The organism is Pseudomonas sp. FSL L8-0168, from assembly GCF_037976155.1.
Taxonomy (GTDB): domain Bacteria; phylum Pseudomonadota; class Gammaproteobacteria; order Pseudomonadales; family Pseudomonadaceae; genus Aquipseudomonas; species Aquipseudomonas paracarnis.
Genome location: NZ_CP150262.1, coordinates 3,864,213 through 3,886,889 on the forward strand (window position 1 = coordinate 3,864,213; position 22,677 = coordinate 3,886,889).

16 protein-coding genes and 1 riboswitch are annotated in these 22,677 nt (G+C 60.8%); of the genes, 2 read left to right on the plus strand and 14 right to left on the minus strand.

Annotated elements, in window-relative coordinates; translation table 11 throughout:
• Positions 1–5: 5 nt before the first annotated feature.
• Positions 6–2,624 carry an alanine--tRNA ligase gene (gene alaS, locus MHH62_RS17660; RefSeq protein ID WP_014719590.1) on the minus strand — a complete coding sequence of 873 codons (2,619 nt, stop codon included), beginning with the start codon at positions 2,622–2,624 and terminating at the stop codon, positions 6–8.
• Between the two features lie 146 nt (positions 2,625–2,770).
• Positions 2,771–3,775 (minus strand): low-specificity L-threonine aldolase, encoded by a 1,005-nt coding sequence (gene ltaE / locus MHH62_RS17665; protein ID WP_339231522.1) that lies wholly within the window; start codon positions 3,773–3,775, stop codon positions 2,771–2,773.
• Between the two features lie 190 nt (positions 3,776–3,965).
• A riboswitch (FMN riboswitch) is annotated at positions 3,966–4,135 on the plus strand.
• Between the two features lie 97 nt (positions 4,136–4,232).
• Between ltaE and MHH62_RS17670 the strand changes: the two genes are divergently transcribed.
• On the plus strand, positions 4,233–4,742 hold the full coding sequence (locus MHH62_RS17670; RefSeq protein WP_003193604.1) for a 6,7-dimethyl-8-ribityllumazine synthase: 510 nt from the start codon (positions 4,233–4,235) through the stop codon (positions 4,740–4,742).
• Between the two features lie 133 nt (positions 4,743–4,875).
• Here the strand turns inward: MHH62_RS17670 and astE are convergent, their stop codons facing one another.
• From astE to MHH62_RS17705, 7 genes are all read right to left on the minus strand, one after another.
• Positions 4,876–5,880: a succinylglutamate desuccinylase gene (astE, locus tag MHH62_RS17675; protein WP_014719592.1), complete on the minus strand. Its 1,005-nt coding sequence runs from the start codon at positions 5,878–5,880 to the stop codon at positions 4,876–4,878.
• A gap of 11 nt (positions 5,881–5,891) precedes the next feature.
• The gene (locus tag MHH62_RS17680; protein ID WP_003175651.1) at positions 5,892–6,179 is read right to left on the minus strand and encodes a hypothetical protein; all 288 of its coding nucleotides are present in this window, start codon (positions 6,177–6,179) and stop codon (positions 5,892–5,894) included.
• 26 nt (positions 6,180–6,205) lie between these two features.
• The gene (gene astB, locus MHH62_RS17685) at positions 6,206–7,552 is read right to left on the minus strand and encodes an N-succinylarginine dihydrolase (RefSeq protein WP_168224590.1); all 1,347 of its coding nucleotides are present in this window, start codon (positions 7,550–7,552) and stop codon (positions 6,206–6,208) included.
• Between the two features lie 189 nt (positions 7,553–7,741).
• Entirely contained in the window at positions 7,742–9,211 is a 1,470-nt protein-coding gene (gene astD, locus MHH62_RS17690) for a succinylglutamate-semialdehyde dehydrogenase (protein WP_339233036.1), read from the minus strand.
• Positions 9,208–10,233 (minus strand): arginine N-succinyltransferase, encoded by a 1,026-nt coding sequence (gene astA, locus MHH62_RS17695; RefSeq protein WP_003193612.1) that lies wholly within the window; start codon positions 10,231–10,233, stop codon positions 9,208–9,210. Before astA ends, astD begins: the two co-directional genes overlap by 4 nt.
• A gap of 51 nt (positions 10,234–10,284) precedes the next feature.
• Positions 10,285–11,304 (minus strand): arginine/ornithine succinyltransferase subunit alpha, encoded by a 1,020-nt coding sequence (gene aruF, locus MHH62_RS17700; RefSeq protein ID WP_003175655.1) that lies wholly within the window; start codon positions 11,302–11,304, stop codon positions 10,285–10,287.
• 212 nt (positions 11,305–11,516) lie between these two features.
• Complete coding sequence (locus MHH62_RS17705; RefSeq protein WP_003193615.1) at positions 11,517–12,737, minus strand: aspartate aminotransferase family protein; 1,221 nt, start codon at positions 12,735–12,737, stop codon at positions 11,517–11,519.
• Between the two features lie 301 nt (positions 12,738–13,038).
• Here MHH62_RS17705 and MHH62_RS17710 point away from each other — a divergent pair, with 301 nt between their 5' ends.
• Positions 13,039–18,087 carry a DUF6543 domain-containing protein gene (locus tag MHH62_RS17710; protein WP_339231528.1) on the plus strand — a complete coding sequence of 1,683 codons (5,049 nt, stop codon included), beginning with the start codon at positions 13,039–13,041 and terminating at the stop codon, positions 18,085–18,087.
• 7 nt (positions 18,088–18,094) lie between these two features.
• On the opposite strand, the gene argR is transcribed toward MHH62_RS17710, so the two are convergent.
• The 5 genes from argR to MHH62_RS17735 all read right to left on the minus strand — a co-directional run bounded on the left by argR (position 18,095) and on the right by MHH62_RS17735 (position 22,612).
• Positions 18,095–19,075, minus strand: coding sequence for a transcriptional regulator ArgR (argR, locus tag MHH62_RS17715; RefSeq protein ID WP_014719597.1), 981 nt, complete (start codon positions 19,073–19,075; stop codon positions 18,095–18,097).
• A 246-nt stretch (positions 19,076–19,321) separates the two neighbouring features.
• Positions 19,322–20,086, minus strand: coding sequence for an ATP-binding cassette domain-containing protein (locus MHH62_RS17720; protein ID WP_014719598.1), 765 nt, complete (start codon positions 20,084–20,086; stop codon positions 19,322–19,324).
• Positions 20,087–20,113: 27 nt separating this feature from the next.
• Complete coding sequence (locus MHH62_RS17725; protein WP_014719599.1) at positions 20,114–21,226, minus strand: succinylglutamate desuccinylase/aspartoacylase family protein; 1,113 nt, start codon at positions 21,224–21,226, stop codon at positions 20,114–20,116.
• Between the two features lies 1 nt (position 21,227).
• The gene (locus MHH62_RS17730) at positions 21,228–21,926 is read right to left on the minus strand and encodes an ABC transporter permease (protein ID WP_003193625.1); all 699 of its coding nucleotides are present in this window, start codon (positions 21,924–21,926) and stop codon (positions 21,228–21,230) included.
• Positions 21,923–22,612, minus strand: a complete 690-nt coding sequence (locus MHH62_RS17735; protein ID WP_003193627.1) for an ABC transporter permease — start codon at positions 22,610–22,612, stop codon at positions 21,923–21,925. The genes MHH62_RS17730 and MHH62_RS17735 overlap by 4 nt, the downstream gene beginning before the upstream one ends.
• Between the last annotated feature and the right edge of the window lie 65 nt (positions 22,613–22,677).

Here is a 22,677-nt window from a genome sequence, read left to right on the forward strand (position 1 = left end):
GTGCTTTAAATACCTGCCTCGACAAATGGCACGGTCAAGGCCAGGGCCGCGTCCAGCGCTGCGGCATCGACACCACCGCCTTGCGCCATGTCCGGACGACCACCGCCCTTGCCGCCCACTGTCGCAGCGGCTTGCTTCATCAAATCACCGGCTTTGAGTTGGCCAGTCAGGTCCTTGGTTACACCCGCAACCAGAACGACCTTATCCTCATGGACACTGCCGAGCAGGATCACTGCGCGGCCGAGCTTGTTCTTCAACTGATCGACCAAGGCCAACAGCGCCTTGCCATCCTGGCCGTCCAGGCGCGCCGCCAGGACTTTTACGTCCTTGACGTCAACCGCCGCGGCCGACAGGTCATCGCCCGCAGCGCTCGCCGCTTTGGCCTGCAACTGCTCCAGCTGTTTTTCCAGCGCACGGTTGCGCTCCAGAACGGCGGACAGCTTGTCGATCAGGTTGTCGCGGCTGCCCTTGACCAGGCCGGCCGCTTCCTTGAGTTGTTCTTCGGCTGCATTGAGGTAAGCCAGGGCCGCAGCACCAGTCACCGCCTCAATACGACGTACGCCCGAGGCCACCCCACCTTCGCTGATGATCTTCAGCAGGCCGATATCGCCGGTGCGGTTGGCGTGGATGCCACCACAGAGTTCTACCGAGAAGCTGCCGCCCATACTCAGTACGCGAACTTCGTCGCCGTACTTCTCGCCAAACAGCGCCATGGCGCCTTTGTTCCTGGCGGTCTCGATATCGGTTTCTTCAGTTTCAACCGGGGTGTTCTTGCGAATCTCGGCGTTGACGATGTCTTCCAGGGCCTTGATCTGCTCAGGCTTGATCGCTTCAAAGTGGCTGAAGTCAAAACGCAGGCGCTGGCTGTCCACCAACGAACCTTTTTGCTGCACGTGCTCGCCAAGGACCTGGCGCAGCGCGGCGTGCAGCAAGTGCGTGGCCGAGTGGTTCAACGCCGTGGCATGCCTTACATCGGCATCGACCTGGGTGTCTACCGGTGCGCCCACAGTCAAGTTGCCCAGCACCAGCACACCGTGATGCAGGAACGCACCGCCGGTCTTGGTGGTGTCGCGCACGTCAAAACGACCGGATGTCGAGCTCAGGAAACCGCAATCGCCAATCTGGCCACCCGACTCGGCATAAAACGGCGTCTGGTCCAGCACCACAACCGCCTCTTCACCCTCGCTCAACACGTCGACCGACTTACCGTCTTTATAGATAGCGACGATCTTGGCCGAGCCCGCAGTCGCCTTGTAGCCGGTGAACTCGGTCGGTACGTCAACCTTGACCAGGGTGTTGTAGTCCAGGCCAAAGGAGCTGGCCGAACGGGCCCGCACGCGCTGGGCTTCCATCTCACGCTCGAAACCGGCTTCGTCGACGGTCAACTCACGCTCGCGGGCGATGTCGGCAGTCAGGTCCATCGGGAAACCATAGGTGTCGTACAACTTGAACACCACATCACCCGGCACCACGGTGCCTTTGAGCTCAGCCAGGTCCTGTTCCAGAATCTTCAGGCCGTGCTCCAGGGTCTTGGAGAACTGCTCTTCTTCAGCCTTGAGCACCCGCTCGATGTTGCTTTGCTGTTGCTTGAGTTCCGGGAAGGCATCGCCCATCTCGGCAACCAGCGCGGCCACGATCTTGTAGAAGAAGCTGCCGGTAGCGCCCAGCTTGTTACCGTGGCGGCACGCGCGACGGATGATGCGACGCAGCACGTAGCCACGGCCTTCGTTGGACGGCAGCACGCCGTCTGCGATCAGGAAACCGCAGGAACGGATGTGGTCCGACACCACCTTGAGCGAAGACTGGCCTTCATTGGCGCAACCAATAGCTGCCGCCGAGGCGCTCAGCAGGTTGGTGAACAGGTCGATTTCGTAGTTGGAGTGAACGTGCTGCATCACCGCACTGATCCGCTCCAGGCCCATGCCGGTGTCTACCGACGGTGCCGGCAGCGGATGCAACACGCCATCGGCGGTGCGGTTGAACTGCATGAACACGTTGTTCCAGATCTCGATGTAGCGGTCGCCGTCTTCTTCCGGCGAGCCTGGCGGGCCACCCCAGATATCGTCGCCGTGATCGTAGAAAATCTCGGTGCACGGGCCGCACGGGCCGGTATCGCCCATGGTCCAGAAGTTATCGGACGCGTAGGGCGCGCCTTTGTTGTCACCGATACGGATCATGCGCTCGGCAGGTACACCGATTTCCTGGGTCCAGATGTCATACGCTTCATCGTCCGTCGCGTACACGGTGACCCAGAGTTTTTCCTTGGGCAGCTTCAGCACGCCGGTGAGGAAGGTCCAGGCGAACGTGATCGCGTCTTTCTTGAAATAGTCGCCGAAGCTGAAGTTACCCAGCATCTCGAAAAAGGTGTGGTGACGGGCGGTGTAGCCGACGTTTTCCAGGTCACTGTTCTTGCCGCCGGCGCGTACGCACTTCTGGCTGCTGGTAGCGCGGGTGTAGGCGCGCTTTTCCTGGCCCAGGAAACAGTCCTTGAACTGGTTCATCCCCGCGTTAGTGAACAGCAGGGTTGGGTCATTGCCTGGGATCAAGGAGCTGGAGGCTACACGGGTGTGGCCTTGCTCTTCGAAGAAGCGAAGGAAGGCTTCACGGATTTCTGCGCTTTTCATTAGGTTCTTCCACGGAGGCTGCGGCCAAAGGCCAGTGCGCAACATCATCAGACGGAGCGACGGCAAAGGGCCGCATTATATCGGCCCTTTGCCGGTGGTACAGCGTGTTTATGTGATAGAAACAGTCAATTAGACGGCCTGCACTGTCATTTCTGCGAAAACGCGACGAATGTCTGCACCACTTGCTCGATCTGCGCCCGGCTCACATCCAGATGGGTGACCATGCGCAGGCGCGGCGCGGCGCTCAACTTGACCCCACGCTCGGCCGCAAAGGCCTTCAGCGCCTGCGACTGATCACCTACCTGCACATACACCATATTGGTCTGCACCGGCTCGACGCTGTAGCCGGCCTTGCGTAACTCATCGCCCAGCCATTGCGCGTTGGCATGGTCGTCAGCCAGGCGCTGCACCTGATGATCCAGAGCATACAACCCCGCCGCCGCCAGGGAGCCCGCCTGGCGCATGCCGCCGCCGACCATCTTGCGCAAGCGCCGAGCCTTGGCGATCAGCGCCGTCGAGCCACACAGCACCGAGCCGACCGGCGCACCGAGGCCCTTGGACAGGCACACCGACACCGAATCGAAATGCTGGGCGATTTCTCGCGCATCCACCCCCAGCTTGACCGCCGCGTTGTAGAGGCGCGCGCCATCCAGGTGCAGGGCCAGGCCATGCTCGTGGGTAAATGCACGGGCCTTGGCCAGGTAATCCAGCGGCAGCACTTTGCCCTGCATGGTGTTTTCCAGCGCCAACAGGCGTGTGCGGGCGAAGTGGAAGTCGTCGGGCTTGATGGCGGCAAGCACTTGGTTCAGATCAAGGGAGCCATCAGCTTGAACTTCCAGGGGTTGCGGCTGGATCGACCCCAGCACTGCCGCACCGCCACCTTCGTATTTGTAGGTGTGGGCCTGCTGGCCGACGATGTATTCCTCGCCGCGCTCACAGTGAGCCATCAACGCCAGCAGGTTGCTCATGGTGCCGGTGGGTACGAACAGCGCCGCGGCAAAGCCCAGGCGCTTGGCCAACTCGGCCTCCAGGCGGTTGACGCTGGGGTCTTCGCCGTAAACATCATCGCCGCTGACGGCGCTGGCCATTGCGTCGAGCATGCCGGGGGTAGGTTGGGTCACGGTGTCGCTGCGCAGGTCGATCACGGTCATGAAGGGGGCCTCTAACGGAGTGGATAAGTCCTTTTGTGTGTGATTACTGCGGGCAAAGCCACGGAATATCAAGCCCCTATTGCATTCATTCGAATACCAACCAATCAAACCGATATAAGTTATCGAGACGGCAGCCGTGCAGTTTTCGAAAAACCATGTTAAAAACTCTGCGCCGCCAGGGTTCTGGTGGCAACGTTCTCAGGGCGGGGTGCAATTCCCCACCGGCGGTAATTGCACGCAATGTGCATAGCCCGCGAGCGCTTGGCGCCTCGAACTGCTCAGGCAGGACGGCGACGAGGTCAGCAGACCCGGTGTGATCCCGGGGCCGACGGTCATAGTCCGGATGAAGAGAGAACGGGATTGGCACCTAAGGGCCGCGCGCTTGTTTGCGCATGCGTACCCTTAAATCCCATTCGATTCATAACGCCCTGTTTTTTTCTTAAACAGGAGTCAGAACATGCAACCCACCGCAATCGACAGCAAAAGCAAAAACCATCACGGCGAGCGCGTCGCGTTTATCCAGGCCTGCTGGCACAAGGATATTGTCGACCAATCGCGCAAAGGCTTCCTCGCCGAAATGATCGCCCAGGGTTATCAGGAATCGGACATCGACTTCTTCGAAGTCGGCGGCGCCTTTGAAATGCCCCTGCACGCCAAGTTGCTGGCCAAGACCGGCCGTTACGCCGGCATCGTCGCTGCCGCGCTGGTGGTGGACGGTGGCATCTACCGTCACGAATTCGTCGCGCAATCGGTAGTCAGCGGCCTGATGCAGGTGCAGCTGGAAACTGAAGTGCCGGTGTTCTCGGTGTCCCTGACGCCGCACCACTTCCATGCCGGCAGCGAGCACACCACGTTTTTCTACGAGCACTTCGTGCACAAGGGCCAGGAAGCGGCGCGCACCTGCGCCGATACCCTGCACAAGGTACGCGCGATCCGTCGTAGCGAGCCGCGTGCGGTAGCGGTCTAAATCCAAGCCTCACCGCAAACCAGTGTGGGAGCTGGCTTGCCTGCGATGCAGACACCTGGGTGTATCAGTGATACCCAGGTGATGTTATCGCAGGCAAGCCAGCTCCCACATTGGACTGAGCCAGACTTGGCTCTTAGGCCAGGCCGGCATCCGTGGTGGGCACGATCAATATCCCGGCGCGCAAGCCGTTCTTCACCTTTGGGTTGGGAAAGATAATGCGGGCGCCCTCCTCCTCGATCACCCAACGGGTCTTGGCCACGTCTTCGGCCAGCAGGTAGCCCCTTTCCAATTCCGAAAAGTTTTCCACATCTGCGGGCAGGTGCATCAGGAAGGCGTCGCTGTGCTTGATCACTTCTCGCGCAACGGCGAAGAGTTGCAGGCCGTCGAGGCTACCGGTCTCAGGCTCGTTGCCCTCGATGATCTGCTTCAGACGCGCTTCCAGGCGCGACACGTCCACACCGTCGTTCTGCCCGAACGGCCGGGCCTTGCCCAACTCCAGGGTGAACGCCTCGGCGCCGAGTTGCTCGTAGGTAAACGCGGTGAAGGTAATCGAGGTTTTGTTCTGCAACAGCACCGCCTGCATGCCAGCCGCGTTCAGGCGCTCCAGCTCACGGCGCGAATGCTGTCGGTCTTCTTTCCACGGGTACAACGCGAACTGTTCGATTTTCGAACCACGAATCGCGGTATGCAGGTCGTAATGCAGGCGCGAACGGCCAGGCAGGCTGAAAAAGCTGCGGGCCAATTGCTCAAGCTCGGCGGCGCGCATGGCTTCGGGGCCGATGTTTTGTTCATGCCGGCCATTGAACAGCCGGTTGACGTCCAGCTCGAGGTAACGCTCACCGCGGCGCATGGCCTCGGTATTACCGAACAGGAACAGAATACGGGTGCGGGGTTTGATCTCCCCGCGGGCAATGCCATGCAACAGGCGGTCGAGCAATTCGATCGGCGCGGTTTCGTTGCCATGGATGCCGGACGACAGCAGCAAGTCGCTGCCGTTGTCCAGAGCTTCAGGAGGGCGCACTTCAAGCGCGCCTTCGCTGAGCCAGCGCATCTGCACGCCGTCGACAGTCAGTTGAATTTTTTGCGCCGGTTCACGACCGGCGAGGGTCAGTTCAAGCAGTTTGCCGAGGGCGAGCATAAGCAGCTTCCTTAGTGGTTGCAGCCTGGGCCATGGACATGATCGTCGTCGTCACCTTCAACGTCGGCCGGTTCCATTTCCAGTTGCAGGCTCATCAGGTTGGTGGCCAATGGGCGCATCAGCAGGTTGGCGTACTCGGCGTCGCCCTCTTCTACGTCTACGCCAATCAGCAGTTGGCCGCGGCCATCGTGCTGGATCCAGATCTCCTTGCCCTGCCAGACCACGGCGACGCGGGTGCAGGAGGTTTCCAGCTGGGTGCCGTCGGTGTCTTCAAGGATGAGTTTCAGGGTGTCGGTCATAAATAAAATATCTCAGCCGTGTGGCATTAATTGATCTGGAAAGGATAAACCGAGCCCAGTTTAAGGATTTGCGTCAGTTCATCCAATGCCGTCCGGCACTCAAGCAGCAACTGCGGGTCAGCCAGGTCGGTTTCGCGCAGGCTGTCACGGTAGTGCTTGCCCACCCATTGGGTCAGGGTTTCGTACAACGGCGCGGTCATGATAACCCCTGGGTTCACGGCCGCCAGCTCGGTTTCGTTCAACGCCACGCGCAGGCGCAGGCACGCCGGCCCACCGCCATTTTGCATGCTTTGCTTGAGGTCGAAGACCTTGACCTCGCGAATCAGCCCGCCGGCAGCGGTCAGCCCTTGCAGGTACTGCCACACGCGCTCATTGGCGCGGCACTCTTCCGGCACGATCAGCAGCATCGAACCATCAGGACGAGTCAGCAACTGGCTGTTGAACAGGTAGGAACGCACCGCGTCCTCGACACTGACCAACGCGCGAGGCACACACACCGACTGGAAGTTACCGCCCAGCTTGCCCAACTTGCCGTGCAGTTCGGCGAGCATCTGCTCGGTGTTGAGGAACGCATCCTCGTGATAGAACAGCACTTCGCCGTTGCCCACCGCGATCACATCGTTGTGGAACACACCCGCGTCGATCACCGCCGGGTTCTGCTGGGCGTAGACCACACCGTCATCCTTCAAACCATGCAGGCGCGCAACGGCCTGGGAGGCTTCGAGGGTCTGGCGCGCCGGGTACTTCTGCGGGGCCGGGTAACGAGGGTCGAAAGCACTACGGCCGAAGACGAAAAACTCGACGCCCGCCTCACCGTACTCACGACAGAAACGCGTGTGGTTGGCCGCGCCTTCATCGCCAAATTGCGCCACGGCCGGCAAGGCGGCGTGGTGAGCGAAATGCTTGCCATCGGCGAACATCGCCCCCAGCACACGGCTGGTGGTGGGGTGCTCGATGCTGCGGTGGTATTTGCAATTGAGGTTGGCGGCAGTGAAATGCACACGGCCGTCTGCGGTGTCGGCGCTTGGGCTGACGGTGGCGGCGTTGGCTACCCACATGCTGGATGCCGAGCAGCTCGCTACCAGCAAAGGCATAGCCTGCCTGGCAGCCTGCTGGATTACCTGGGCGTCGGTGCCGCTGAAACCCAAGCTGCGCAAGGCGGCTACATCCGGGCGCTCCTGGGGCGCCAATACACCTTGCACAAAGCCCATGTCCATCAGGGCTTTCATTTTCTGCAGGCCCTGCAACGCCGCTTCCTTCGGGTTGGAAGACTGCTGGCTGTTGCTTTGGGACGCGACGTTGCCGAAGGACAAACCGCCGTAGTTATGGGTCGGCCCCACTAGACCGTCAAAATTGACTTCACAGGATTTCATCGGCGAGGCTCCACGAACATCTGTTTTTATAGGCATCAACTGCAGGTCTATATCTGTTAACCCGACCCAGTGTGGGAGCTGGCTTGCCTGCGATGCAGTCGACTCGGTCTTTCAGCCAAACCGAGGTGATGCCATCGCAGCGATGCGGCGATCCGACAAGCCAGCTCCCACATTAGATCGGTGTCACCCTTACTTCAGCGTTATGCCGGGGGTCAGCGTGGCTGGCACGACCAAGCTCGGCGTCTCCAGCGACGCCACCGGGTACGCGCAATAATCCGCCGCGTAATAGGCACTGGCGCGATGATTGCCCGACGCCCCGACACCACCGAACGGTGCGGTACTGGCGGCGCCGGTCAACTGCTTGTTCCAGTTGACGATACCGGCGCGGCTTTCCAGCCAGAACTGCTGGTAACGCGCTTCGGAGTCCGACAACAGGCCAGCGGCCAGGCCGTACTGGGTGTTGTTGGCCTCCGCGATGGCACCGGCAAAATCCGCATAGCGGATCACCTGCAGCAGCGGCCCAAACAGCTCTTCGTCTTCACGCTCCGTCACACCGGTTACGTCGATGATGCCAGGGGTCAACAAAGCGGCCTGAGCCTGAGGTTGAGTCATCTCCAGCAGTGCCACGGCGCCACTGGCCAACATCAGTTCCTGGGCTTGCATCAAGGCTTTGGCCGCAGCCAGGGAGATCACCGAACCCATGAACGGCGCCGGTTGCTGATCGAAAGCGCCCACTTCAATGCTCGCACTCACCGCCACCAGGCGCGCCAGCAAGGCATCGCCCCAGGCACCTTGCGGCACCAGCAAGCGGCGCGCGCAGGTGCAACGCTGGCCTGCCGAGATAAACGCCGACTGGATGATGGTGTACACCGCCGCATCCACGTCGGCGACTTCGTCCACGACCAGCGGGTTATTACCGCCCATTTCCAGGGCCAGGATCTTGTCGGGGCGCCCTGAGAATTGCTGGTGCAAGTGGTTGCCGGTGCGGCTGGAGCCGGTAAAGAACAGGCCGTCGATGCCTGGGTTGGCCGCCAGGGCGATGCCGGTTTCCCGCGCGCCTTGCAGCAGGTTCAGCACGCCCGCCGGCAAACCGGCTTCGATCCAGCACTGCACGGTCAGCTCGGCGACCTTGGGGGTCAGCTCGCTCGGTTTGAACAGCACGGTATTGCCCGCCAGCAACGCCGGGACGATGTGCCCATTGGGCAAGTGCCCAGGGAAGTTGTAAGGGCCGAACACTGCCACCACACCGTGGGGTTTATGGCGCAACACTGCGGTGGCGTCGCCCAAAGGGCCGCTCTTCTCGCCGGTACGCTCGCGGTAGCTTTGCACCGAGATCGCAATCTTATTGGCCATGCTGGTGACTTCAGTGGCCGACTCCCACAGGGGCTTGCCGGTTTCTTCGCCAATGCAGCGGGCGATTTCATCGGCACGGCTTTTAAGCGTGGCGGCGAAGGTTTCCAGCACGCTGATGCGTTCTTCGAGCGGGCGCCTGGCCCATGCCGGGAATGCCTGACGCGCAGCCTGCACGGCGGATTCGACCTGTTCAGCGCTGGCACCGTTACCAGCCCACAGCACTTGCTGGGTCACCGGGTTGCGCGATTCAAACAACTCACCCTGGCCAGCCAGCCAGCTACCTGCGATATACAACGAATTCATTATTTGGACTCCCGAGCAGCAGACAACGCAACAGCACGTACTTGATCACCCACCACCAGCTGCAGGCGCTTGGCGGTCTGTGGATCGACCACCAGGGTACCTGCCGCCAGACGGGCCGGAGCGGCGGTGATACGGCATTCTTCGCGCTTGCGGTTATGGATCAGGAACGGCGTGGCGTCGTCCCCCGGCGTGCCGATGGCCAACACCAGTGACTGGCTGTCGCGCACCGCACGGATCTTGCTGGTTTCACATTCCACCGCCGGGCCGGCGTCGAAAATATCCACATAGCCCTGGTAGCTGAAGCCTTCGCTCTTGAGCATGCTCAGGGCCGGCTCGGTGTCCGGGTGGACCTTGCCGATCACATTGCGCGCGTCTTCGGAGAGAAAGCAGCTGTACAACGGGAACTTGGGCATCAGCTCGGCGATAAACGCCTTGTTGCCCACGCCGGTGAGGTAGTCGGCCTGACTGAACTCCATCTTGAAGAAGTGCCGGCCCAGACTTTCCCAGAACGGCGAACGCCCGGCATCGTTGGACACACCGCGCATCTCGGCAATGATCTTGTTGCCGAACAGTTGCGGGAACTCGGCGATAAACAACATGCGCGCCTTGGCGAGCATGCGACCGTTGAGGCCGTTGCGGTAATCGGCATGCAAAAACAACGAGCACAATTCGGAATTACCGGTGAGGTCGTTGGCCAGGAACAGCGTCGGTATCTCACGGTAGATATTCAGTTCCTGGGAAGCGCTGACAGTCAGCCCAACCCGGAAGTTGTACCACGGCTCGCGCAGGCCAACGGCACCAGCGATGGCAGAGATTCCCACCACGCGGCCTTCGTCGTTTTCCAGCACGAACAGGTAGTCGGCATCGCCGCGCCCGGCTTCGCCGCGAAAGGTTTTTTCCGCCCAGCCCACCCGGTGGGTCAGGCGCTCTTCGTTGGCCGGCAAGGTGGTGAGACCGGTGCCAGTGCTGCGCGCCAGATCAATCAGGGCCGGTAAATCGCTGCTGCGTACGGGACGAACGATCATGCTATCTCCTCGAACGGGCCGCTGTTGTCAGCCACCCGCGAAACTCTCTTTTTAAACCGCAACCAGGCGCACACTGGCGCCTTCACCAACACCCAGCGCTTCGGCTGCCGCCAGGTCCAGGGTCACCGGTTTGCCGGGCGCGTAGTCCAGCTCCAGCATCACCGCACGGTAATCCTGCAACTGCGCGTTGCTCACCAAGTACTGGCGGCCAACGCCCTTGACCATCTCGCCGATCTTCACCGGCACCACGCGGCTCTGGGCGATTGAGCGAATGCCCGAGACCCGGGCGTGCAGCGTCGGGCCACCGTCGAAGATGTCGATGTAATGGTCAGTTTCGAAGCCTTCACGCATGAGGATGTCGAAGGTGATTTGCGCACGCGGGTGCACCTGGCCCATGGCCTCTTGGGCTTCGTCCGGCAGCAGCGGCACGTAGATCGGGTAGTGCGGCATCAACTCGGCGAGGAAGGTACGGCTTTTCAGCCCGCACAGGCGCTCGGCGGCGGCGTAGTTGAGGTCGAAGAAGTTGCGGCCAATGGCATCCCAGAACGGTGAATCGCCGTTCTCGTCGCTGTAGCCGACAATCTCGGTCACCACCGAGTCGGCAAAGCGCTCAGGATGGCTGGCGACAAACAGCAGTCGGCCACGGGAATTGAGTTCCGACCACGGCGAACCGACCAGCTCAGGCACCACATAAAAGCTGGTGAGCAGGCTGTTGCCGGTAAGGTCGTGGCACTGGGAAAGCACGTGGATCTTGTTGTGGATCTTCAGCTCGCGGGAGGCGTGCACGAAGGTTTCGTTACGAAAGCTATAGAACGGCTCGGAGTAACCGGCCGAGGCTACGATAGCCGAGCAGCCGGCGAGCTTGCCGGTCTCGGTGTCTTCCAGCACGAAGAAATAGCTCTCTTCACCGTTGAAACTCACCTCGGCCGCGAAGGACGCTTCGCTGGCCGCGATCTTGTCGCTCAGGCGTTCCACATCATCCGGCAAGGAGGTGACACCAATCGGGCTGTCCGCAGCCAGACGCTGTACCTCGCCCAGATCAGCCATTTGCGCGGGGCGCATCACCAGCATGGTGTCACTCCTTAACTCGAAAACTCACAGAGGAAAAAATGCCGGACACAGGCCCCGGATACACATCGGTCTCAATGTGTAAGCAGATCCATGTGGGAGCTGGCTTGCCGGCGATACAGGCAACTCGGTATATCAACGGCACCGAGGTGATGCTATCGCAGGCAAGCCAGCTCCCACATTTGTTCAGGTCCGGCCAATAAAATGTGTCGCTATCAGGCTTGCGTCAACGTCTTCACAGCACGCTCAAAACGATCCAGGCCTTCATTGATGTCCGCCTCTTCCACCACCAGGCTCGGTGCAAAACGCACCACGTCGGGGCCGGCTTGCAGGATCATCAAGTTCTCTTTTTCGGCCGCGTTGAACACGTCCTTGGCCTTGCCTTTGAAGGCATCGCTCAACACGCAACCGATCAGCAGGCCCATGCCGCGCACCTGAGTGAAGATGCCGTACTGCTTGCCGATCTGCTCCAGGCGCGCCTTGAACAGGTCGTGCTTGGCATTCACACCCGCCAGCACTTCTGGGGTGTTGATCACGTCGATCACCGCTTCCGCTACCGCGCACGCCAGCGGGTTGCCGCCGTAGGTGGTGCCGTGGGTGCCGACTACCAGGTGCTTGGCCAGGTCTTCACGGGTGAGCATCGCCGCAATCGGGAAGCCGCCGCCCAGGCTCTTGGCGCTGGTGAGGATATCCGGCGTCACACCGTAATGCTGGTAGGCAAACAGGTGGCCGGTGCGGCCCATGCCGGTTTGCACTTCGTCGAATACCAACAGTGCGTCGTGGGCGTCGCACAGCTCGCGAGCGCCTTGCAGGTAAGCCAGTTCGGCCGGCAGTACACCGCCTTCGCCCTGGATCGGTTCCAGAACCACGGCGCAGGTCTTATCGGTCACTGCCGCTTTCAGCGCAGCCAGGTCGTTATAAGGAACGTGGGTGATGCCGGTGATTTTAGGCCCGAAACCATCGGAGTACTTCGACTGGCCACCGACGTTGACGGTGAACAGGGTACGGCCGTGGAAGCTGTTCAACGCGGCGATGATCTCGTACTTCTCGCTGCCAAAACGGTCGAACGCCACGCGACGGGCCAGCTTGAACGCGGCCTCGTTGGCTTCGGCGCCGGAGTTGCAGAAGAACACGCGCTCGGCAAAGGTGGCGTCGATCAGCTTGTGGGCCAGGCGCAAGGCCGGCTCGTTGGTGAACACGTTCGAGACATGCCACAGCGTGTTGGCCTGTTCGGTCAGTGCACCGACCAGCGCCGGGTGCGCATGGCCCAATACGTTGACCGCGATGCCGCCGGCAAAGTCGATCAGCTCGCGACCGGCCTGGTCCCACACGCGCGAACCTGCGCCACGTACAGGGATAAAGGCAGCAGGTGCGTAGTTGGGCACCATCACTTGGTCGAAATCGGCACGTTGCACCGGGGCTTGCTCAACGGACATCGGAGTCTCCTGAAGAGGAACGCCTGCCTGGAACTGGCGGGCGATGCAGGGATTGTAAGGACAGTTTTCAGCGCCACCTTGTCGCCAAGCGACAACTTCTTATAGCGCCAACCCCGGTTTTACGCGGGTTTACGGCAATGCGACATATTGCATCGCAATGGCGCAGTGTAAACGCTGCGTTCAGTGAGAGGCAGAGGCACGGCCCGCTGATTTTCGCCTAATGCCTTAACTATCTGCTGCCCGTGAACCCATCAGGCTTGCTGTGATGACAGTGACTCACTCCCACTGAAGGATCAGCCTCGTGCCCACGCCCTACCCCACGACCATCAGCCAGCGCCTCGCAGTCGCCGCCACCCAAGTACCCCCCGGGTTTCACACACGCCTGCCGGCCTGGCTGGCAAGCGCCTCGGATGACAAGCGCCAAGCCTTGAAGAATGCACCACTGGACATTGCCAACTGGCAGGCAGACGCCAGCCGCCAGCAGCACGCGCCACTCAAACAGGCGGTGGAGCAGAGCTGGGCCGCGCAAAACAAAGTAGACACGGCCCTGGCCGACCTCAAGACACCGCAGGCCTTCGCCGCGCCGCTTTTGCAACAGGCGTTCAAGACAAGATGGGGCGTGGAGATCGATGTCCGCACCACCCATCTGCGCCTGTATGCGCCCCTGACGATCCCACTGTTTCCTATAGAAACTGGCGGCGTCAAAGTCTGGACCGTGTCGTTGGTGGACGCCGCGCTGCATAACTTCGACGCAGCAGAAAGCGAGAAAACTGCCTTCACCGCGGACTCCAGCTTCATTACCCAACCCACCACCACCGGGCAATTCGACACCCTGCCCTCAGTGAACAGCAAAGTCAGCATCCAGACCTTCGTCGGGCTGTGCCGTGAACTGGACATCGGTGCGCAATACCAGAACTACCTCAAGACATTTTTCGGCTTCAACGATGCCAAACGCAAGGCTTCGCTGCGCAGCACTGTCATCGAGAGCCTCAAAGCCGAGGCCCAAACTGCCGTACACCTGGCGCGCCTGAAAAAGGACGGCAGCGAGCGAGTGTTACGCACGCTCCAGGCTCAACTCAAAGGCATCAGCGGCCTGACACTCGACGGTAAGACGCTGCTCAGCCACGACCTGAGCCTGATGGACGCACCACTGGCCGGCATTGTGCTGTTCGCCGCAGACCTGGAACTGCACCACAGCGCAGTGCCCGTGGTGGCGTACATTCCCGGCGACCCACAGGCACCGCTCAAGTATTACCACGATGGCATCGCATTCATTCAAGACCTGATCCGCAAATTGCGCGATGCCGATTACCAGGCATTCTTCAGCCGCTTTATAAGCCACGAGCACCGCGCCTACTTCTTTGCCAACCTGCATAACCGCTTGTCTCAGGTTACCTGGCATCACCCCGTCCCCGGCGACCCCAGGCCGACCTGGCGCGCCGAACCTGTGGCCAACCCCAACCTGCAGTTGCACGCGACGAAAATCACGGGCGAGCTGTACGAACACCTCTATGAAACCAAACTCAATAAGCTGCTCAATGACGCGCGAAGCATCGCCGTGTCCACCGCCGACGCCGACAGCAAGGCACGCTGGCAGCGCTGGGCCATCGTGCAGAAAATCGGTAAGGCCCTGCTCGAAATCGCCGCCTTCATCGCCACGCCGTTCATTCCCCCCCTGGGCTTACTGATGCTCGGCTACACCGCCTATCAACTGCTCGATGACGTATTCGAAGGCATCGTCGATTGGGCCGAGGGCCTCAAGCGCCAGGCGTTCGGGCACCTGATGTCGACCCTGGAGCAAATGGTGCAATTGGGTATGTTCGCGGTCGGCGCACCGATTGCCGAAGGGCTGCTACGCCAGGCACTGCCTCGGGAAGTCTGGGCGTTTTTCGAGCGCCTGCATCCGGTCAGCTCGGACGACGGCAAAACGCGCCTGTGGAACCCGGACCTGAGCCCCTACGCCCACGACCTTCAATTGCCCACCGCCTCACGCCCCAAGGCGGATGGATTGCATGCCTACGGGGACAAGCAGATCCTGCCCCTTGAAGGGCAACACTTTGCCGTCAAGCAACAAGCGGGCAACGCCGTGCTGGCGCACCCAAGCCATGCGCATGCCTACCAACCGCCCGTTATCGGCAATGGCAAAGGCGCCTGGATAACCCCACTGGATCACCCGCTGACATGGCATCGCAGCACCTTGTTGCGCAGACTCGGCGAGCCCGCCAACGCTCTCAGCGAAACCGGTCTGGAACAGGCGCAGCGCATCAGTAGCACCGACGATGGTGCCCTGCGCAAACTCTACATGGACCGCCAACCGCCACCGCCCTTGCTGGCCGACAGCCTCAAGCGCATCCATATCGACCAGCAACTGCAAGACTTCATCGACCAGATGAACAGCGACGACCCACTGGTTTACGCAAAAGCCGACACGCAAACCCAACTCTGGCTGCTTAGCCAGACCGGCCTGTGGCCGGAATCCAAGACCCTGCGCTTTCTGAATGCCAAAGGCGAAACCGTATGGGAACACCCAGGCAGAGAAAATGCGGCGGTAGCGCAAATTCATGAAGCGCAGATGAACAACGGCGACCTGCTCAAGACCCTGCTGGAAACCCTCGACGAGTCAGAGCGCAAGACTGTGCTGGAGGAAGACTTCGGTAGCCCGCCCCCCCAACTGCATGTGCGCGCCGCCAAGCTGCGCAAACAGCTGGCACGCAAAGCCGAGGATAAACGCGCTTCGATGTTCGACGCGCGCTATCGAGGCCTGGAGCTGACCACCGATGCGCGCGTGCAAAAGCTCATCGACAGCACACCGGGCCTGCCCGTCAGCGCGGCCGAGGAGGTCCTGCTCAGTGCCCACGGCCAGGACTTGCTCGACATCGACCAGGGCACGCTGCCTTCGCACCTGGTCGAACGCGCACGCTGGGCGGCCCATCAGGTCAGAATCAGCCGGGCCTATGAAGGCCTGTACATGGGTGCGCTGGAGAGCGGCGACACCCATCGACTCGCCCTGCACTCCCTGGAAAAATTGCCGGGCTGGTCGCCTCAGGTGCGTCTGGAAGTTCGCGACTTCAAGCGCGATGGTCACCTGCGCGACGCTATCGGCCCCGCCCAGGCGCCCATCCGACGCCTGCTGCTGCGCACCATCGAAGGCGATTACATTCCCGAAGACAGCAAGGGCACCCTGCTTGGTGAAACCGATTTCTACACCGCCGTGCTCCAGGCACTCCCCGATGCACAGCGCGACGCACTGGCTATGCAGATAGGCCAAGGCCCGCACTTGAGAGAAACCTTGCGCCAACACACATTGGCACATGACGAACTTGGCGCCCTGCTGGCCGAAGTTCCGCTGCTCAAACCGTCCTATGACCCGACATTGGTGCGCCTACCCGGCGGCATGGAGGGCTACGACGCCAGCCCGGTCACCGCTGGCAGCAGCGAAGGGGTCTCGCTGGAGAGTCAGTTGCATGCCCTGTACCCACAACTGAGCCCCAGCCAGGTGACGGCCGTACTCGCCGCCATGCAAAACGATCCCGGCACACCTTGGGGTACCCTTCAATTTCTGAAGAAAGAGTTCTCGCAACTGGAAACCAACCTGCGGACATGGCAGCAGAATGTGCCGCAGACCCTTGTCGGTACAGATTTACCGTTGAGCCGCTGGCGGATTGCTGCGGAACAGCAAAATCGCTTTCTCTGGTCACAAAAACTCATCGGCGCCTGGCGCCACAACACCCCCGTAGACCCTGCTTATGACAACGGTCACCTGCTGCAACTCAACCAGCCCATTTATGGAAAACTGCCCGCGCTCGATACCCGCCTTGGGCACATCACTACCCTGGAATTCCAGGGTTACTTGACCACCCGCGGCACGCCGGGCTTCCTGGCATCTTTCCCCGGATTGCGCCGACTGGCCATCAGCGACATGACCCTCAGAACACTGCCCGGCGAAATCAGTGCATTGACCCACCTTAACGCGCTGACACTGCGCGGCTGCGCACTCAACCTGACCACCCCAACCCGAGCAGCCCTGGCCAACCTGACCGAGCTGCATACCCTTGACCTGTCCCACAACCCGCTGGTGCTGGCGCCCAATTTCGAAAACATGGCCAACCTGCGAACACTCAACCTGAGCCACTGCGGTATTTCCATCTTTCCCACAGGCCTGCTCAATCGGCCTCGGCTGGCAAACGCCAATCTCAGCCACAATAACCTGCGCAGGCTGCCAGAAGCCCTGTATTCGTTGCCCGCCAGTGCTGCCAAGGCCTACGACCTTTCCGGCAACCCGCTGACGCGCGCAACCCTGGAACGGATAAAAACCTACTGCCAGAGCACCGGGGAACATTTTGGCGTCCAAGCCAATCCAGATGAGGTTCGCCTGGTCCAAGCGCTTTACCCGACCTACAACGTTCCCGAGGCCAATCAATTTATCTTCAGGCTACCGGGCGGGCTGGATGATTCGATGGCGAATCTCGTGCGCCTCAAGGCCGACTACGAACGCTTGCAAGCCGACCTGCAGGAATGGGTGGTGGATGTGCCTGAGAGCCACCCCGTCACGAACCTGCCCATGGATGAACAGATTCGCCCACAGCAACAACTCATTCGAGCGCAAATCCGCGCTCTGCTGGAGCAAGGCTGGCGGCGTGAAACCAGCCTGGACTTAAGCCATGACCCGCTGACGCAGTCCCATCAAATGACATTGACCTTGCCGCTGTGGGGAGACCTGCCAAGACTGAATGTGGATTTCAAGCATATTTCCAAGCTGGAGCTGAGGGCACAGGAAACCACCTCGATACCCGAAGGTTTTCTGGAACGTTTCCCCAATCTGGAAAGCCTGCTGATCCACCGCTATGCCCTGCAAGGCATTCCCGCTGGCGTCTTCAAGCTGCCCAAGTTGACCACACTCAGCCTCACGCAATGCAATCTGCGACTGACCCCCGACAGCGTCGCCGCCTTGAGCGACCTGCACGACCTGGAGTACCTGGACCTGAGCGATAACCCGCTGGCGCTGACGCCCGACGTCAGCAAAATGTCCGGCCTGGAAACCCTGATGATGGAAAACACCAGGCTTACCGAGGTGCCTCACGGGGTGTTCAACCTGACGTCGCTCACCCAACTGAACCTGAGCGATAACCACATCACCGAGTTGCCCACGGACCTGCTTGAAGTAGACCCGGACTCAGCGGCAGGCTTTGACCTGAGCGACAACCCCTTCTCACCCGCAGCACTTGCCATTCTGCGTCGCTATTACAACCGCACGGCAGTGGATTTCGATGTAGCGCAAGCCCGACAACCCGCGCCAGACCGCTCCAGCTCACGCTCTGCGACGTCATCCGAAACAGAGGGCGAAGAATAGACGCAGCTCATCCGCGCTCGGAAGGCACCGATGACAACTCGAACGGGCTGCTGCTGCGACGCTGGTTGCGATCTTCGCGAGGAGTGGCGCCGAAGAAATTGCGGTAGGCGCTGGAGAAATGCGGCCCCGAAGAGAAGCCGCAGGACAGGCCGATCTGGATGATCGACTTGCTGGTTTGCATCAGCATCTGGCGCGCCTTGTTCAGGCGCAGCTCCAGGTAATACTGGCTGGGGACGCGGTTGAGGTATTGCTTGAAGATGCGTTCAAGTTGTCGTCGTGAAACACACACGTGCTGGGCGATTTCGTCGGTGGTCAGCGGCTCTTCGATATTGGCCTCCATCAGCAATACCGCCTGGGTCAGCTTAGGGTGGCTGGAGCCCAGGCGGTTTTGCAGCGGGATACGCTGGCGCTCGCCGCCTTCGCGGATGCGCTCCACCACCAGTTCTTCAGACACAGCACCGGCCAACTCGGCGCCATGGTCACGGGCCAATACCGCCAGCAGCAGGTCAAGTACCGACATGCCGCCGCAAGCGGTCAGGCGATCACGGTCCCAGTCAAACAGGTGGCTGGTGGCGATGACCTTGGGGAAACGCTCGGCGAAATCGTCCTGCCAGCGCCAGTGCACGGCGGCGCGGTAGCCATCGAGCAGGCCCAGTTGGGCCAACGGGTACACCCCCGCTGACAAGCCGCCGATCACACACCCCGCCCGAACAAGCTGCTTGAGCGCGGAGCTCAGTGGCGAAGCGATGACCGTCGGCGGTTCGTCGGCCAACAGGAACAACTTCTGAAAACCCTCCAGCTTACCGGCCCACGGCTCGCCCGGCAGTTGCCAGGCACCTTCGACGGCGGGTTCGGCGAGCAGGAACGACAACTCGTAGATCACATCCGGATGCACCCGCTGGGCAACGCGCAAGGCCTCCTCAGCCAGCGCAAGCGTGAGGGCTTTTGTGCTGGGCCAAATCAGGAAACCAATTTTGTGGGCGGTCATGGAGTGCTATCCGGAGCGAAAACGGTGAAAGAAGCTGTGGGCCAATGCTAGCCCGTAATCAACTACAAATCCCAAAACAAACACAGATCAACAGTGGGAGCTGGCTTGCCTGCGATGGCGGTGGGTCAGTTAACACATCATTGGCTGATACATCGCTATCGCAGGCAAGCCAGCTCCCACAGGGGATCGGGGCTTACCTCAAGACTGCGGAGCATGCACTATCCCGGTGCACAAAAGCAGTCTTGATTATTTCAAACTGCCAGAGAGGAACTGCTGCAACCGTTCCGACTGCGGGTTCACCAGCACTTCCCGCGGGTTGCCACGCTCTTCAACGATGCCTTTGTGCAAAAACACCAATTGGTTCGACACTTCGCGGGCAAAGCCCATTTCGTGGGTCACGACCACCATGGTGCGGCCTTCCTGGGCCAGGTCCTGCATCACCTTGAGTACTTCGCCTACCAGCTCCGGATCCAGCGCAGAAGTAGGTTCGTCGAACAGCATCACCTCAGGCTCCATCGCCAGTGCACGGGCAATCGCTACGCGCTGCTGCTCGCCACCGGACATGTGGCCGGGGAACGCATCCTTACGATGGCCCACGCCGACTTTGGCCAGGTAATGCTCGGCCTTCTCGCGGGCTTCTTTCTTGGATATGCCCAACACGTGCACCGGGGCTTCCATCACGTTTTCAATCGCGGTCATGTGCGACCACAGGTTGAAATGCTGGAACACCATGGACAGGCGCGAACGCATGCGCTGCAACTGCTTGGGGTCGGCAGCCTTCATGGCGCCGTCCTTGTTGGCCACCAGTTTCAGCTCTTCGTTATTGAGCAAAATCTTGCCGGCGTGGGGCTGCTCCAGCAGGTTGATGCAGCGCAAAAAGGTACTTTTGCCCGAACCGCTGGAACCGATGATGCTGATCACATCACCGGCGGCGGCGGCCAGGGACACACCTTTGAGCACTTCATGACTGCCATAGCGTTTATGCAGGTCTTGGACTTCAAGCTTGTACATGCGGTCGGTTCTCACAAAAACAGGTGGTCAGTCGTTGAGCAAGCGCCCGTGACGAAGCGCTTCGCGCCCCGCCACCTTGGCCAGCCAGAAACCCGCTTGGGCATAACGCAGCCGTTCAACGGCAAACAACACCCCCGAGGTGCCCGCGCAAATAGTGCTTACGCGGTCAGTCAGGGGGTCAATCACTTCAAAAATCTCGTCGCCGGTTTCTACCCAGTCGCCCGCTTTACGCAGGTAACTGATCACCCCGGCATGGGGCGCGAACAGCAGTTCGGTGCCCTCGAAAGGCACACCTTCGCAAGGTTCGTGTTGCGGCGCGGGCCACTCGCCCTTGATCAAGCCTTGTTCGGCGAGGAACGCAAGGATGCCTTCGGCGTGGAAGATGGCTTCATCACGGCCGGTGTCGGCCTGGCCGCCCAATTCCAACGTCGTCGCCAGACAGGCCAGCGGAATTTGCGCCTCGGGGAACAGGCGCGACAAACGCAGCCACGGCAACGAGCACGCCTCGTCAAACGAACTGCCGCCGGAATCCTCCGCCAGCAGGCCGACCTTCACATTCAAATGTGCCGACAACGAACGCCACTGCGGCCAGTGCTGGGGCAGCGCGTACATATGCAGCGCTGCCTCAGCATCGCAATGCAGGTCCAGCACCACATCGGCGGTGCAGGCATGGCTCAGCAGGATACGCTGCATGCCTTGCAACTGGCTGCTCGGCTCGGGCAAGGCGGTGAGTGTATCGCTCATGGCCTGGCGAATCAGGCGCACATTGGCGTGCGGGTCGTCCCCCAGCTTGCCTTGCAGCAACTCGGCCACCGGCTCGCTCAGTTCGACGAAATCGCGGTTGAAATTCTTGCCGCTGCCGACTTCGAAACGCCCTTGGTGGCTGCCCTGCAACAACTGGCCGAGCCCCATCGGGTTGGCGACCGGCACCAACTCGATCACGCCGTTGAGGGCGCCCTGCTGTTCCAGCGTGGTGAGGCGTTTTTTCAGCTCCCACGCGGCACGCATACCCGGCAATTCATCGGCGTGCAGGCTGGCCTGGATATAGGCCTTGCGCTCGCCACTGCCGAAACGAAACACGCTCAGTTGGCGTTCGCAGCCCAAATGCCCCCAGGGCAGCAGATGATCGATACGTTCCATATCAGTGCTTCCGTGGAGCCAGGTAGCTCAGCCAGCGGCGCTCGGCCAACTTGAACAGGCGCACTAGGATGAAGGTCAAGCACAGGTAGAACACGCCGGCGGTGATATAGGCTTCGAACGGCAGGTAATACTGGGCGTTCACCGTGCGCGCGGCACCGGTGATGTCGATCAGCGTGACGATGGAGGCCAGACTGGTGGTCTGCAGCATCATGATCACTTCGTTGCTGTACTGCGGCAGCGCACGGCGCAGGGCCGACGGCAACAGGATGCGGCGGTACAGTTTGTAGCGCGACATGCCCATGGCTTTGGCCGCCTCGATTTCACCGTTAGGCGTGGCCTTGAGGCTGCCGGCGATGATCTCGGCGGTATAGGCGCTGGTGTTGATGGCAAACGCCAGGCACGCACAGAACGTGGCACTGGACAGCAGCGGCCACAGGAAGCTTTCGCGCACCACCTCGAACTGCGCCAGGCCGTAGTAGATCAAAAACAGCTGCACCAGCATCGGCGTGCCGCGGATCACGTAGGTGTAAAGCCAGGCCACGCCATTGACGATCGGCTGCTTGGACACGCGCATCAAGCCCAGGGGCAAGGCTGCGAGCAAGCCGAAGAACAGCGAGATAGCGAGCAGTTTCAGGGTGGTCAGCAAGCCGCCAAGGTACAGCGGCATGGCCTCCCAGATGACGTTGTAGTCGAAGATCATAGATCAGCCGCCCTTACGCCTACCGAGTAGCGCTTCTCAAGGTAACGCAAGGCCAGCAACGACACGCTGGTGATCACCAGGTACATCGCCGCCACTGCGAGGAAGAAGGTAAAAGGCTCGCGGGTGGCGTCTGCCGCCTGCTTGGCCTTGAACATCATGTCTTGCAGACCCACCACCGAAATCAGCGCGGTGGCCTTGGTCAATACCAGCCAGTTGTTGGTAAACCCGGGGATCGCCAGCCGAATCATCTGCGGCACCATCACCCGGAAAAACACCTGGAAGCTGCTCATGCCATACGCCAGGCCGGCTTCAGCCTGCCCCTTGGGAATGGCCATGAAGGCGCCACGGAAAGTTTCCGACAGGTAAGCGCCAAAGATAAAACCCAGGGTGCCGATACCGGCGGCCAGGGGGTTCAAGTCGATATAGTCGTCAAAGCCCAGCAACGGCGCGACGCGGTTAAGCAAGTCCTGACCGCCGTAGAAAATCAGCAGGATCAGCACCAGGTCGGGGATCCCGCGGATCACCGTGGAGTACAGGTCGCCCAGCCAAGCCAGCCAGCGTACCGGCGACAGGCGTAGCGCGACCCCGATCAGACCCAGAACGATGGCCAAGGCCATGGACGACAAGGCGAGCTGAAGCGTCAACCATGCGCCATCGAGGATGACGGCCCCGTAGCCTTTCAACATGATTCAGGTCCTCGAAAAGGGGGATGAAAAAATGGCGCAAACTTCAGGATGACTGTTGCTTGCGC